This window comes from Lacinutrix sp. WUR7, from assembly GCF_016864015.1.
Classification (GTDB): domain Bacteria; phylum Bacteroidota; class Bacteroidia; order Flavobacteriales; family Flavobacteriaceae; genus Oceanihabitans.
Genome location: NZ_CP045067.1, coordinates 3,327,617 through 3,342,376, shown reverse-complemented (window position 1 = coordinate 3,342,376; position 14,760 = coordinate 3,327,617). Strand labels below are relative to the sequence as shown.

The following is a 14,760-nucleotide window of genomic DNA, read 5'->3' as shown; positions in this document are numbered from 1 at the left end:
ATCAAATCAAAATAAATAACAAATGAAAAAAATAATATTTCTAGTCCTCGTTTTTATCTCGATGCACCTTTCTTCGCAAACGAATACAGAGGTTTTTTTATTAGATATCATAAATACTAAGGATAGCATCGCATTGGTACATCTGAAAAATATTTCAAATAATGCGGGTTATGATAACCAACCTTATTTTTATGACAACAATACGGTTCTTTTCGCTTCCTCGAGAAACCATCAGACCGATATTAAAAGCTATACGATAACTACAGATGAAAATGCTTGGAAAACAAATACTACTTCCGGAAGCGAATATTCTCCTTTAAAAATTCCTAATAAGGAGACTGTTTCTGCAATTCGATTAGATAAAAACGGATTACAAAGACTGTATAGCTACGACTTCACAAACGAAACTTCTCAAATCCTTTTAAAGGATATAAAAGTGGGCTATCACGTTTGGTATAACCAAAACATCTTGGTTTCTGCGGTGTTAGTAGAAGATAGCATGGACTTAATGGTATCTAACTTAGATAAAAACACCAATCTAACGGTACATAAAAACGTTGGACGTTCCTTACATAAAATTCCAAATTCTAATCTAATTGGTTTTATAAGTGTTGAAAACAATGCCACAACCATAAAATCTTTAAATCCTATCACAGGCGATATAAAAATCATCAAATCGTTACCTATCTTAATTACCGATATATGTTGGTTATCTGAAAGCAAAATCTTAATTCCGGATGATAAAATAATCGCCCAATGGAATGCTTTAGACGATAGTATTAGTATTCTACATCAGTTCCAGGAAAATGAAATAAATGGGATTTCTAGAATGGCAATAAGTCCCGATGGCAAACATTTGGCGCTAGTATCTGAAGAATCACCAGTTCTTTTAATTGAAAAACAATCCCTTGCATTTAACAGTAAGGATTTAGAGCGTTTTGCATCTTATTATTCGGATCCTGTAATTGTTCAGAACTTTCCCAACGATACATTATACCAAGGTAAATCGAAACTAATTTCAGACTATAAAGATTTTTTCTCAAAGAATCCGGAAGCTAACGTTGAAATCTTAAAACGAATACATAAAGGGAATATAGTTATCGATAAAGAACGTATAATTATAAACGGTAAAGAGCATCATCGTGCTGTACTATATGAAATCCGCAATGGACAAATAGTTAGTAAGACTTTCATTCAGGATAAAGAAAAACTACCAGAAGCAGAAGCTATTATTCAGCAACAATTAGAAGCATTTAATGCGAAAAATATGGATGCTTTTGCGGAGACCTTTGATAGCGAAGTAGTGGCGTATGACTTCCCAAATAAGATTTATGTCCAGGGCAAAAAACAATTACAAACCGTTTTTAGTGATTTTTTTGCACAAACACCCGATTTACACTGCGACATTACAAACCGAATAATTATTGGAAATGTAGTTATTGACGAAGAATATCTGACCGTTAATGGTGATAATTTTAACGCGATTGTTATTTATGAAATAGAAAATGGTAAGATTTCGAAAATGACTACGATACGGTAAGATAAAAATGAACGGAATAAAAGGAGTAAAACCTTCCGATTTTTTTATACGTTTTTATTTACTAAATTGGTTATGTGCTGTGTTGAACTACTTGTTTATGAATTTGTTATGTGCTGTTTAAGTAAAAATACTATTAATTTAAAATCTATTAAAATGATAAAAAAACAAATTATAGTTCTCGCGGTTCTAATGACCTCATTTTCCATTTTTGCACAAACCTATATTACCAATGTTACCATAGCAGATGTAGAAAAACAAAAATTAATTCCTAACCAAACAGTTGTTATCACTAACGATGTGATTACCAATATTGCAAAAAGTAATAAAATAAAGGTTCCCGAAAAGGCAATAATAATCGATGGTTCTAATAAATATTTATTTCCAGGTTTTGTAGATGCACACATTCATTTTTTTCAAAATGGCGGATTATATACGCGTCCAGATGTTATGAATTTACAAAAATATAAGAGCTATGACGAAGAAATCGCCTATACAAAAACCGATATGGAAACCAAATTAAGAAGATACCTTCAAAATGGAATTACTACGGTGGTAGATGTAGGTGCAAATTATCATTTCCTTAATCAGCGAAAAGATTTTACCGACAAAGCTTTTTCGCCTTCCATTTTTATCACAGGACCTTTATTAACCACGTATGAACCAGAAGTATACGAGAATTTAGGAATAAACGAACCATTTACATTAACTAAAACTATAGAAGATGGTATCCATGGCGTTAAAGAACAACTGCAGTATAGTCCCGATTTTATCAAAATATGGTATATCGCTGGTGCGGATGGTTTAAGTGTAGAAGAAAGCGCGCATAAAAACCTGCCAATAATAAAAGCTATAATAGAAGAAGCACATAAAAACAATTTGAAAGTTGCAGTGCATGCAACCGAACGTATTACAGCACAATTGGCCGTTGAAAATGGTGCCGATTTTTTAGTACATAGTGTAGATGACGAGATTTTAAAGGACGATTTTGTACAATTAATGAAAAGGAATAAAACCATTATTTGTCCAACATTAATAGTGAATAATGGCTATTTTAATACATTCGGTCAAAACATAAAAATGAGTAATCACGAGTTGCAAAAAGCAGATCCGTACCAATTAGGTTCTTTATTGGATCTAAAACATTTGTCGGATACTACGCTAGTTCAGAATTACAAAAACTATGCAAACGCCGAAAAAAGCATTAATGACTTAAAAAAGTTGAATGCGATTAGTATGGAAAATCTTAAAATCCTATCGGATGCAGGAGTCTTAATTGCTACGGGTACAGATGCTGGAAATATAGGAACTTTACACGCTTCTTCGTATTTAGCAGAATTAAAAGCGATGCAAAAAAGTGGCATGAATACTTGGAAAATCATGCAAGCATCTACAATAAATGGCGCAAAAATATTTAATAAAGAAGCGGAATTCGGAACGGTAAGTATTGGTAAAAAAGCGAATCTTGTTTTATTGGATGCAAATCCGATTGATGACATAGAAAATGTAAGTAAAATTAATGTCGTTATCAATAAAGGCAAAGTTTTTAAGCCGAATGAATTACTAAAAGACACACCTGTAGATTTAGCACAACGACAATTGAACGCATATAATTTTAGAAATATTGATGCCTTTTTAGAACCTTATGCCGAAGATGTTGCTGTGTATATGTATCCAGATAAACTACTTTATACAGGGAAAGAAACGATGAGAAAACAATATGCTAGCATGTTTGATAATATGCCTAATCTACATTGTGAATTAAAGGAAAGAATTGTTCAAGGCAATATTGTTATAGATAAAGAACTTGTGCAATTTGGAGAAGAAATGTTGGAAGCAGTAGCCATCTATCATATAGAAAATAATAAAATTAAAAAGGTGTATTTTATTCAGTAAGAAAATGAAATGTATCAGATAAAATATAGAAGTAAAAGAGCCTATCGATATATTACTGTAACAAATTCCACTTGCTATCTACTTATAAAATCTAGAAATCAACAAACCAACCACAATTGAAACTACTAACTCAAGATTATAAAGAACACTGGAGTACAGCAAGTAAAGTTTTGTTTAGAGTAGTATCTACCTACTTTTTGTTATATACGTTTTTCACCATTTTTGGAGTGCTTTTTGAAACGACATTTAGAGCGATTGGGACATCTATTTTTAAAATAGATTACCAATATACGGTAAGTGGTAAAGGTAGTGGAGATCATACTTATGCCTATTTAACGCTATTTGTTTCCGTCGTTTTTACGGTGATACTTGCTAGTATATGGAGTGTTTTAGATAGAAAGCGTAAAAGCTACAACATGTTTTTTTACTGGTTTTTAGTGTTTCTACGTGTTGCTTTAATTGCTTCCATGTTTCTTTATGGTTTTGTAAAAATCTTTAAACTGCAGTTTCCAGCAGCGTCATTAACGCGTTTATTAGATCCGTTAAGTGACTTTTCACCAATGGGTTTAGCTTGGACATATATGGGGTTTTCTAAGGGATTCAACGTTTTTGTCGGTTTTATGGAAGTGCTTGGTGCTTTATTCTTAATTCCAAGACGCACGCAAACAATAGGTTCCTTTATCATTATTGGTGTGATGACTCAAGTTGCTATGATGAACTTTTGTTATGATATACCTGTAAAATTATTTTCCATACATCTCATTGTAATGGCTTTTATTATTTTTATAACCGACCACCGATTTATAGATGTATTTATTAAAAACAAGGCGGTAGAAAAGTACATGTATTTTAAGCCTATTGAAAATCCGGATTATCATAAAATTGTATTTTGGATTAAATCGGTTGGGTTATTTTTTCTAATTGCTTTTATATCTTTTAATTTTTATACCACGGAAAGCCATAGAGGAGAAGCGAGGAAAAAACCATTGCTTTATGGTATTTGGGAAGCTTCCACTTTTATTAAAAATGGAGATACGCTGCAACCACTTATTACAGACACCTATAGATGGCGTTATTTAATTGCGGATTTAAAAGATAAAGCGACGGTAAAAACCATGGATGATCTAAAACATCAATATGTATTTAGAACCGATTCTACAACTCAAAAAATTAAGATGTACAAAGATGAAGCTGATGCTTTAGATTTTAATTTCAACTATAAAAATCCAAATCCGGAGTCTCTAGAATTAAACGGAATTGTAGAAAAAGACACCTTACAAATTTACTTCTCTAAGATAGATCATGAAAAATTCAACCTCAATTCTCGCGGTTTTCATTGGATTAACGAGCGGCCTTATAATAAATAAAAATAGCAGTATTACCTATGTTTCTATATGTACTTCGGAAGGAATTGTAGATAAATTAGTATTAGAAATAAATTATCTAAAAGAATACAAGTGCAATATTGCAATACGTTATAAAACAAAAAACACCCAAAAACTACATTAGTCTTTGGGTGTTTTTATGGAGTGTATCAACAGCTTTTTTTATAAAACAGCAATACAACTAATTTCCACATTTACAAACTTAGGTAGATTAGCAACTTCAACCGTTTCTCTAGCAGGAGCAGAGTCGTTATCAAAATACTGACCATACACTTCGTTTATTTGTGCAAAGTTGTGCATGTCGCTAATAAAAATAGACGTTTTAATCACGTTATCAAAAGTCATGTTTGCAGCAGCAAGAACTGCTTTCATGTTTTCCATAACTTGTTTAGTTTCTGTTTTAATATCGTCCATAACCAATTCTCCAGTTTCTGGATGTAATGCAATTTGTCCAGAAGTATATAAAGTGTTTCCAGATAAAACAGCTTGGTTGTATGGTCCAATAGGAGCAGGAGCGTTTGGTGTAGTGATTATTTTTTTCATCTTTAGTGCCTGCAAAAGCAGGTATCTCTTTTAATTAAACTTTATTTATATAGATGCTTCGATAAGCTCAGCATGATAGGTGCTAATGTATTAAATTTTAGGTAAAAATAAGTATTAGATTCTTTGGCAAGCTAAGCATGATAAATTACTTCTTTACCACTAAAGGCAAACTGCGACTGAACACGGAATACTAAAAATTACAGTTGATCGTCTGGTGCTTTTTGCTTATCGTATTTAATATCCTTCAAGATACTAGATTTAATTCCAATAAAGAAATTCCAAGAACTTCGTGAACTAAACGGAACCCAAGAAAGATTCATTCGCCAACTTAGTAAGTCACGTTCAAAACGTAATTGTGTATAAGTAAAACCTTGGTTTAGCAAATCGTAACCAGAAGATGCACCAACAGTCCACCGTGGCGAAAACTCAATATCTCCAGAAAACATTAAAGAATGTGAGGAAATTTCGTTTTGCCTAGTTCCATTAGAGTAATTTACCGCATAAGCAATTCGTAAACTCCAGGGCATTTTGTAATTATAAAACTCGCTAGGTTCTTTATCTTCTTGTTTATTATTATTTAACCTTTGATCTGCAAAATCTTCAGAAACACCAAAAAGGTCATCTCCTCGTCCTCCACTTTTTAAAGTTTCGTCTCTACTATTTTCTCGGCTTTCATCTTCTTTTCCGCTAAATGATTTACTATTTAATGTGTAATTCATGGTAAGATTGGCACTTGTAAGTCTAAATAAGCTTCCACCATTATTTATATTATAGACATCTACTTTTCTGTTATTATTATCTAAAGCATAAGGATCTAAAACTGCTCCAAAATTGACAGACATTTTATCGTTAAGTATTTGTGTTCCTCCACTAACACGCATTGGGCTCCATTTTAAAGAGTCTCCAGCAAAATTATAAGAGGTAGAAAAGTTTAAGTTGTTAAGTAAAGTGATTTTTTTAGATTCGGTTGCTGTACTGTCTTTATCTCTTACTTTTGCTTCAAAATTATTAGAAAGATTTAAACCTAAAGAACTAGAGAAGTTTTGATTTGGTGCACCATAAAGGCTTTCTTCAAATCTAGAAAATTCAACTTCTTCTTCAACTTCTCCATCCGCATTTACTACTTCGTATGAATCCCAATATCTATCAAATGAAGGATTTATATTATAACTTACCGATGGACGCATAACGTGCCTAATCGCTTTTATTTTTTTATCTTCTCCTTCTTTTTCAAAATTAAACATACCATAAATAGTAGTTCCTAAACTGGTACTAAAATTATAAGTTCTAAAAGCGTCAAGACCACTTTTTTCTGTAGTCACTTCTTTTTCCAAAACAGTGTCATAACTTTTATTGATGGTATTAAAAGTCCATTTTTCTTCATAATTACTACTCGCACTTAAACTAAAATATTTAAAAAGCTTAAAGTTGGTAGATAATGGTATGGTATGCTTAACACCAGTTAGTGCATCGTCCCACATTTCTTTTTTAAAGAATAACGAATCTGTTGTGGTTATTTGGTTTTCTGCACTTAAATTATACTGAAAGTTAATGTTTTGTATAACCCCTTTTTTTGTTCCTGACTCACTAGCAAACGGAAAAATTCTGCTAACACTTGCTTGTATTGAAGGTAGCGTCATGCTAATACTTTCTGTATTGGTGTTTTGTGAGTGTGTTGCAGTGGCACTCATATTTACTTGTGGTTCTCCTTGAAATGTTTTCGAATAGGAGATAGAAGAAGACAGCGTATTATTTAAAAAATTGGAAACGTTTGTTTGATTAACCGATGTTTGGTAGTAATTACTACTTCCTAAATTTACAGAAGCTGAAAAACGGGAGTTCGGATTAGCCTTAGTATCTTGACTGTGTGACCATTGTAAATTATAAATAGTGCTTTTTGCGTAATCCTCGAAGCCTCGCTCACTAGTAATTAAGTTTTCATACTTAAAACTAAAACTACCATTATATTTATAGCGTACATTGTATTTACTTTGTAAACGCATTCCATAACTACCATTGGTATAATAATCACCAAGGACTGCTAGATCAATATAATCACTAAGCGCAAAATAATAACCACCATTTTGTAAAAAATAACCTCTAGAGTTTTGCTCTCCAAAACTAGGGAATATAACACCAGATGTCTGTTTTTTGGTTAACGGAAAATACGCAAATGGCAACCCGATAGGAGTAGGAACACCATAAATAAACATATTTGTTAATCCCGTTGCTACTTTTTCGTCTGGTACCACTTTCGCTTTCCGTAATAAAAAGTAATATTCTGGGTCTTCTCTGTTTTCGGAAGTCGTATACTTTGCATTTCGTACAAAATAAACAGAATCATTTTCTTTTTTTGATATTTCACTGTCAAAAAATCCGCCAGCTTGCTCTGTTCTTGAGTTAAATATTAATGCTTTTTCGGTATCTATATTAAAGCGTATAGAATCTGGTTCTACTATTTGTGTGCCTTGTTTAAAAACGGGATGTTGCGAGTAAACACCTGCAGAATCTTTAACTCTTCCAGCATATACTTCGTTTTTACTATAATCTATAACAATAATTCCAGCTTTAATTTCCATGTCTCCATAATAAATTTCGGCTTCATTATATAGGTATAGCTTTTGCTCCTTTCGGCTAAAAGAAGTGTAGTCTTTCGCTTTATAGGTAACAATATCGGTAAGAAACTCCGGTTTTGGTTTTACCGAGTCTGTTTTGGTAGAGTCCTTTCCTTTTTCGGTAAGTTCCACTGTGGAATTCTTAGCCTTTGGTTGTAAAACATCGTTTACATTAACAGTAATAGAATCTTCCTTTTTTGCAGGTACAATCTCTCCTCCAGATTTTGGTCTGTCTTGTGCATAGCCACACATGTTAATAAACATGGTAAAACTTAAAGCAAAAAGTATTTGAAATTTATTTGTACGCAACGCTTTTAATGTATTTTTGTAAAAGTATGGCTCGGTTATTGAATTGCCAAAATTACATATATTTTTTATGATTAATTTAATATTAAGCAATTTAAAATAATTCAAACCTTAAATAGTTATTATCTGTATGCAAACCAATAGATTATTTTATATTTTATCTCTTATAGTAGTATTAGCCATTTTTGTTAATACACCCAATGTTTATGCGCAACAATCCAATAAGTTTGTTGTAGTGTTAGATGCTGGTCATGGCGGACATGATCCTGGAAGACCAACAAAAAATGGGTATACAGAAAAGGATATTGCTTTGAAAGTAGCTTTACAAGTCGGTAAAAATTTAGAAAAAAATAAAAACATTAAAGTTATCTACACTAGAAAAACAGATGTTTTTGTGACGCTTCGTGGAAGAGCAAAAATTGCAAATGATGCTGATGCCGATTTATTTGTATCTATACATTGTAATGCGCATAATACGCAAGCTTCTGGTACAGAGACTTATGTGTTAGGTGTTGGTAATACCGCACGTAATTTTAATGTAGCTAAAGCGGAAAATGAAGTAATATTTTTAGAAGATAATTACGAAAAACATTATGAAGGTTTCGATCCAAATGCTCCAGAATCCCTAATCGGACTGACCTTAATGCAGGAAGAATATGTAGATCAAAGTATCATGTTGGCAGATTTGGTAGAGAAAGGTTTTCAAAACAAATTAAAAAGAAAAAGTAGAGGCGTAAAGCAAATTAGCCTTTGGGTTTTACATAATACCTATATGCCAAGTGTGCTTATTGAAACTGGTTTTATTACCAATAGTACCGAAGGTAAATATTTAAACTCTTCGAAAGGACAACAAGAAATTTCGAAATCTATTAGTGATGCTATTTCAGATTATAAAGCTTCTTTAGATCAAAATATAGGCGAATTTGTTTTCTCACCAGAAGTAGATGAAGAATTTCCTAGTGTTAGTAGTGAACCAGAACAAATTGTGAAAAATGTAGTTTTTAAAGTGCAAATTGCCGCTAGTTCTAGAAAATTAGCGCCAAAAGCATATAATTTTAAAGGTTTACCCGATGTTTCTAGAGAAAAAGAAGGGAATCTTTATAAGTATTTTCATGGCTACACATCAGACTATACCAAAGCGAAGCAACTGCAATCCAATGCTAAAAAGAAAGGATATACTTCCTGTTTTGTCGTCGCTTTTAAAGAGGGAAAAAAAATTACACTAGACCAAGCCTTAAAAACAAGTGCTAATTAGAGTCGTTCTTTGTAAATTTATTTCTAATTTTGTTTCATAACCAATCCAATATACGTTGAAGTTATCTAGAGAAGTTAAAACTGCCATACTTGTTATATCAGGAGTTGTATTCCTTATAATAGGTATCAATTATTTGAAAGGAGTAAACATCTTTCAACCCAAAAATGAATTCTACACAGAGTTTGATTATAATGCACTTACACCATCATCTCCTGTTACTATTAAAGGAAATAATGTAGGTAAAATAAATAGCATTAAATATGATTTTGAATCTGGTAAAACACGAGTTGCTTTTACTATAGATAAAGACTTGAAATTCTCTAAAGACAGTAAAATGCGCCTATACGAACTAGGTTTAATGGGAGGAAACGGAATTGCAATTATTCCAACGGAAGGAGGAGTTCCTGCAAAAAATGGTGATTTCTTGCATTCGGAAGTAGAAGAAGGTCTTGTAAAAAGCCTAACTAGTAACTTTTCTGGATTGAGTTCTGGATTAGATGGTACTCTAGAATCTGCAGATTCTCTTTTAGTAAGTTTAAATAGATTAGTAGAAGACGATTCTGAAAAAGGCTTGAAAAATGCTATTGGCGAATTGAACGCTACTATAAAGTCGTTTAAAACATTATCTTATTCTTTCAATTCTCTAATTGCTAAAAATGATGAAACGCTAACTTCTATGCTTACTAATTTTGATAAAGTAAGTAAAGATTTAGGAGCGCTTTCCGAAGATTTAAAAGATGTAGAATTATCTAAAACCGTGAAAACCTTAGACCAAACTTTACTCAATGTAAATACGCTTTTATCCGATTTAGATAAAGGAGAAGGTACGCTTGGTAAACTACTTACAGATGACGAGTTGTATACCAACTTAGAAGTAGCCTCACAGCAACTACAAGAGTTATTACAAGACTTTAAACTAAATCCAAGTAGATATATAAAAGTATCTGTTTTTGGTAAAAAAGACAAAGCAGGATACATAAAACCAGAAAGCGAAAGACAATAAACCAACCTATACATGAATTACTTACCAAATATAATATTTGCCATTGCACTAATTGTTGGTCTTGGCTATTTTGCAAAAAATGTAAAAAAACTTGTCCGAAATATAAAGTTAGGACAAGATGTAGATGTTAGTGATAATAAATCACAACGTTGGAAAAACATGGCAAACATTGCTCTAGGGCAAAGTAAATTAGTGAAACGCCCGGTTTCCGGATTTTTACATGTTGTCGTATATGTAGGTTTTATTATTATAAATATTGAAGTCTTAGAAATTATAATCGATGGTCTTTTTGGTACACATCGTATTTTTTCTAGCGTATTACCAGAAGCGGTATATGGCTTTTTAATTGGTACTTTCGAGGTTCTTGCTCTATTAGTACTCGTTGCAGTAATTATTTTCTGGATAAGAAGAAACATTATAAAATTAGCGCGTTTCTGGAAACCTGAAATGAAAGGTTGGCCAAAAAGCGATGGGAATATCATTCTGTATTTCGAAATGGTATTAATGACCTTATTCCTTGTGATGAATGCTACAGATCTTCATTTTCAAGACATGAATTCTGGAAACATAATAAGCCAATATATTGCACCATTATTTTCTGGAATGGCAGAAGGTACCGTACATTTCATAGAAAGAGCAGCTTGGTGGTTACATATTTTGGGTATATTAACTTTTTTAAATTACCTATACTTTTCTAAGCATTTACATATTCTTTTAGCGTTTCCAAATACCTTTTATGGTCGTGTAAATAATAAAGGAGAATTAAACAACTTAGCATCTGTAACTAAAGAAGTAAAAATGATGATGGATCCAGATGCAGATCCATTTGCAGCAGCACCAGAAGGAGCAGAAGATGAAGTGCCAGAGAAATTCGGAGCAAGTGATGTACAAGATTTATCTTGGGTACAATTACTAAACGCGTACACATGTACAGAATGCGGAAGATGTACTAGCGAATGTCCTGCAAACCTAACAGGTAAAAAGCTTTCGCCTAGAAAAATCATGATGGATACTAGAGATCGTCTAGAGGAAGTTGGGAAAAATATAGATGCAAACAACGGCGAGTTTAAAGAGGATGGTAAACAACTATTAGGCGACTATATCACCAACGAGGAAATTTGGGCATGTACTAGCTGTAATGCTTGTGTAGAAGCTTGTCCGGTAAGTATCGATCCATTATCTATCATTATCGAAATGCGTCGTTATTTGGTAATGGAAAAAAGTGATGCTCCTACAGAATTAAACAATATGATGACCAATATTGAAAACAACGGAGCGCCTTGGCCATACAATCAGCAAGATAGATTAAACTGGAAAAACGAATAAAATAATTTAGGCGTGTCCAACGAAGCTTTAGCGTAGTTGGGCGTTACCCAAGGGTCGCGCTATCGGCAGTCGCTTTTTTTGAGAAAAACAAAAAAGAGCTTCAACAAATGCCTCCATCGCTAACGCAGTCTTTCAGGAACGAAAGTAATTTGAAAACAGAAGAAGCATTAGTAAAAATAAATAACAAGTTTCACATGCTAAAGGTTATAAAGCCAATAGCTAAAAGCTAAAATAATGAGCGAACAACTTAACGTGCCAACCATGGCAGAATTAATGGCAGCAGGTAAAACACCAGATATCTTATTTTGGGTTGGTTCTGCTGGAAGTTATGATGATAGAGCAAAAAAAATCACCAAAGCATTTGTTAAAATATTAAACAAAGCTGGAGTTAATTTCGGAGTTCTAGGTACCGAAGAAAGTGCAACTGGAGATCTAGCAAAAAGAGCAGGAAACGAATTCTTGTTCCAAATGCAAGCCATGATGAATATTGAGGTTTTAAATATGTATGAGGTAAAGCGCATTGTAACTTGTGATCCACACGCATTCAACTGTTTAAAAAATGAATATCCAGGTTTAGGTGGTACTTATGAAGTGATGCACCACACCCAATTTATTAAGCAATTAATAGATTCTAATAAATTAGATATTAAAGAAAGTGATTATAAAGGAAAACAAATAACTTTTCATGATCCTTGTTACTTAGGTAGAGCAAACTCCGAATACAATGCACCAAGAGAAGTTTTAGGTTCGCTAAATGCTAATTTAGTAGAAATGAAACGTCACAAAGCAACCGCATTATGTTGTGGAGCAGGAGGCGGACAAATGTTTAAAGAACCTGAAAAAGGAGATAAAGACATTAATGAGCTTCGTACAGAAGATGCATTAAAAACTAATCCAGATATTATTGCAACGGCTTGTCCGTATTGCATGACAATGATGTCCGATGGAGTTAAAGTAAAAGAAAAAGAAGCACAAATAAAAGTGATGGACATTGCAGAACTAATTGCAAGTTCACAGAATTTATAAGACTAATACTAATTACGAATGCAATAGAATAAAAGCAGCAATCGTTAATTCATATTCATTTATCAAAAGAAAATGCTAGTAGAATTTAATACATTACCTGAAGAATCTCGTGTTTGGATCTACCAATCAAACCGTTCTTTTACCGAACAAGAAATAGAAGAAATTTCAAATAAGCTAAATATATTTGTCGAAAACTGGGCGGCACATGGCGCAGATTTGCAAGCAGGATATACTGTTATTTATAAGCGTTTTATCGTTATTGGTTTAAATCAAGACATGAACAATGCAACGGGCTGTTCTATTGATGCGTCTGTTCATTTTATTCAACAATTAGAAAAAGAATACAACGTTGATTTAATGGATAAAATGAATGTTTCTTACAAGCAAGGAGAATTCATTGCATACAAGACATTAACCGATTTCAGAAAAATGGCTAAAGATAAAGCGGTTTCTAAAAACACTATTGTTTTTAATAATCTAGTAAATACGGTTGCCGAATTTAAAGAAAATTGGGAGGTGCCTGCTAGTGAGAGTTGGCATAGTAGATTTTTAAATTAAGGATAGTAAATAAACAGTAAGCATGACCAACGAAATTTTTTTATTAAACATTTCTGGACCAGACAAACCAGGACTAACTTCAAGTTTAACAGGTGTTTTAGCAGATTATGGAGCTAAGATTTTAGATATTGGTCAAGCAAACATTCACGATACACTTTCCTTAGGTTTCCTTTTTGAAATCGGTTCTAAAAAAAAATCAGCAGCAGTTTTAAAAGATTTACTTTTTAAAGCCTATGAACTTGGTGTGACTGCAAAATTTACTCCAATATCTCTTGAAGATTATGAGAAATGGGTTTCCCTTCAAGGTAAAGATCGGTATATCGTTACCATTTTAGGAGAAAAATTGGCGGCAGAACAAATATCGGAAGTAACGAAAGTAGTTTCAGAACAAAACCTGAATATCGATGCTATAAAAAGACTGACAGGTCGTACATCTTTGGTGAGAGAAGAGGAATATCCACGTGCATCTATTCAGCTTTCTATTCGAGGGAAAATCCAAAGCAAGCCAGAGCTTACCGCTAAATTCATGCAAATTTCTCGTGATTTAGATGTAGATATTGCTTTTCAAGAAGACAATATTTATAGACGTAACAGACGTTTAGTTTGTTTTGATATGGATTCTACATTAATTCAAGCAGAAGTTATAGATAAACTTGCTGAACTAGCCGGTGTTGGTGACGAAGTGAAAGCCATTACGGAATCTGCCATGCAAGGAGAAATAGACTTTAAAGAAAGTTTTAAACAACGCATGAAGCTGCTTAAAGGTTTAAGCGAAGATGTACTGCATGATGTTGCTGTTAATTTACCAATAACTAAAGGAGCAAAAAGACTTATAGATACTTTAAAAAAATACGGATTTAAAACAGCTATTCTTTCTGGTGGTTTTACCTATTTTGGACATTACCTACAAAAAGAATTAGGTATGGATTATGTATATGCTAATCAATTAGAGATTAAAGATGGTGTGTTAACAGGTGGTTATCTTGGTGATATTGTAGATGGTAATAAAAAAGCAGAATACCTTAAAGAAATCGCAATCAAAGAAGGTATAGATATTAGTCAGACTATTGCTGTTGGTGATGGAGCTAACGACTTACCAATGCTAAGTTTAGCTGGTTTAGGTATCGCTTTTCACGCAAAACCTACAGTAAAAGACAATGCGCAGAGTTCTATTTCTAGTATCGGATTAGATGGTGTTTTATACCTTTTAGGCTATCACGATAGACATATCGATTTAATAGAGTAAGGCTATTTATTTTTTTGCGACTATGTAACTATTGTTACAAAATATGTATGTACTTTTTTCGTTA

At 32.8% G+C, this 14,760-nt stretch carries 11 protein-coding genes; 9 read left to right on the top strand and 2 right to left on the bottom strand.

The genetic code is table 11. From position 1 onward, the window contains the following. The first annotated feature begins 22 nt into the window (after nt 1-22). From FG167_RS14650 to FG167_RS14640, 3 genes are all read left to right on the top strand, one after another. Entirely contained in the window at nt 23-1,540 is a 1,518-nt protein-coding gene (locus FG167_RS14650; protein WP_203458970.1) for a nuclear transport factor 2 family protein, read from the top strand. A gap of 153 nt (nt 1,541-1,693) precedes the next feature. After that, nucleotides 1,694-3,433, top strand: a complete 1,740-nt coding sequence (locus FG167_RS14645) for an amidohydrolase family protein (protein ID WP_203458969.1) — start codon at nt 1,694-1,696, stop codon at nt 3,431-3,433. Nucleotides 3,434-3,549: 116 nt separating this feature from the next. Next, the gene (locus FG167_RS14640) at nt 3,550-4,800 is read left to right on the top strand and encodes a DoxX family protein (RefSeq protein WP_203458968.1); all 1,251 of its coding nucleotides are present in this window, start codon (nt 3,550-3,552) and stop codon (nt 4,798-4,800) included. 180 nt (nt 4,801-4,980) lie between these two features. Here FG167_RS14640 and FG167_RS14635 read toward each other — a convergent pair whose 3' ends face one another. Next, on the bottom strand, nt 4,981-5,361 hold the full coding sequence (locus FG167_RS14635) for a RidA family protein (RefSeq protein WP_055444965.1): 381 nt from the start codon (nt 5,359-5,361) through the stop codon (nt 4,981-4,983). A 197-nt stretch (nt 5,362-5,558) separates the two neighbouring features. Continuing rightward, nucleotides 5,559-8,285 (bottom strand): putative LPS assembly protein LptD, encoded by a 2,727-nt coding sequence (locus FG167_RS14630; protein ID WP_203458967.1) that lies wholly within the window; start codon nt 8,283-8,285, stop codon nt 5,559-5,561. A gap of 127 nt (nt 8,286-8,412) precedes the next feature. Between FG167_RS14630 and FG167_RS14625 the strand changes: the two genes are divergently transcribed. The 6 genes from FG167_RS14625 to serB all read left to right on the top strand — a co-directional run bounded on the left by FG167_RS14625 (nt 8,413) and on the right by serB (nt 14,696). Beyond that, a complete protein-coding gene (locus FG167_RS14625; protein WP_203458966.1) occupies nt 8,413-9,537 on the top strand; it encodes an N-acetylmuramoyl-L-alanine amidase in 1,125 nt (374 codons plus the stop codon). Between the two features lie 55 nt (nt 9,538-9,592). Continuing rightward, nucleotides 9,593-10,540, top strand: a complete 948-nt coding sequence (locus FG167_RS14620) for an MlaD family protein (RefSeq protein ID WP_203458965.1) — start codon at nt 9,593-9,595, stop codon at nt 10,538-10,540. A gap of 12 nt (nt 10,541-10,552) precedes the next feature. Beyond that, complete coding sequence (locus FG167_RS14615) at nt 10,553-11,866, top strand: (Fe-S)-binding protein (protein WP_203458964.1); 1,314 nt, start codon at nt 10,553-10,555, stop codon at nt 11,864-11,866. 234 nt (nt 11,867-12,100) lie between these two features. Continuing rightward, on the top strand, nt 12,101-12,892 hold the full coding sequence (locus FG167_RS14610) for a (Fe-S)-binding protein (RefSeq protein WP_203458963.1): 792 nt from the start codon (nt 12,101-12,103) through the stop codon (nt 12,890-12,892). A 72-nt stretch (nt 12,893-12,964) separates the two neighbouring features. Next, the gene (locus tag FG167_RS14605) at nt 12,965-13,450 is read left to right on the top strand and encodes an ABC transporter ATPase (protein ID WP_203458962.1); all 486 of its coding nucleotides are present in this window, start codon (nt 12,965-12,967) and stop codon (nt 13,448-13,450) included. A 22-nt stretch (nt 13,451-13,472) separates the two neighbouring features. After that, nucleotides 13,473-14,696 (top strand): phosphoserine phosphatase SerB, encoded by a 1,224-nt coding sequence (gene serB, locus FG167_RS14600; protein WP_203458961.1) that lies wholly within the window; start codon nt 13,473-13,475, stop codon nt 14,694-14,696. Nucleotides 14,697-14,760 lie beyond the last annotated feature (64 nt).

What these genes read in the sequence shown, in the direction of transcription:
- FG167_RS14650 (WP_203458970.1), top strand. Translation starts at nt 23, where the DNA reads ATGAAAAAAATAATATTTCTAGTCCTCGTTTTTATCTCGATGCACCTT.
- FG167_RS14645 (WP_203458969.1), top strand. Translation starts at nt 1,694, where the DNA reads ATGATAAAAAAACAAATTATAGTTCTCGCGGTTCTAATGACCTCATTT.
- FG167_RS14635 (WP_055444965.1), bottom strand. Translation starts at nt 5,361, where the DNA reads ATGAAAAAAATAATCACTACACCAAACGCTCCTGCTCCTATTGGACCA.
- FG167_RS14625 (WP_203458966.1), top strand. Translation starts at nt 8,413, where the DNA reads ATGCAAACCAATAGATTATTTTATATTTTATCTCTTATAGTAGTATTA.
- FG167_RS14615 (WP_203458964.1), top strand. Translation starts at nt 10,553, where the DNA reads ATGAATTACTTACCAAATATAATATTTGCCATTGCACTAATTGTTGGT.
- FG167_RS14610 (WP_203458963.1), top strand. Translation starts at nt 12,101, where the DNA reads ATGAGCGAACAACTTAACGTGCCAACCATGGCAGAATTAATGGCAGCA.
- FG167_RS14605 (WP_203458962.1), top strand. Translation starts at nt 12,965, where the DNA reads ATGCTAGTAGAATTTAATACATTACCTGAAGAATCTCGTGTTTGGATC.
- serB (WP_203458961.1), top strand. Translation starts at nt 13,473, where the DNA reads ATGACCAACGAAATTTTTTTATTAAACATTTCTGGACCAGACAAACCA.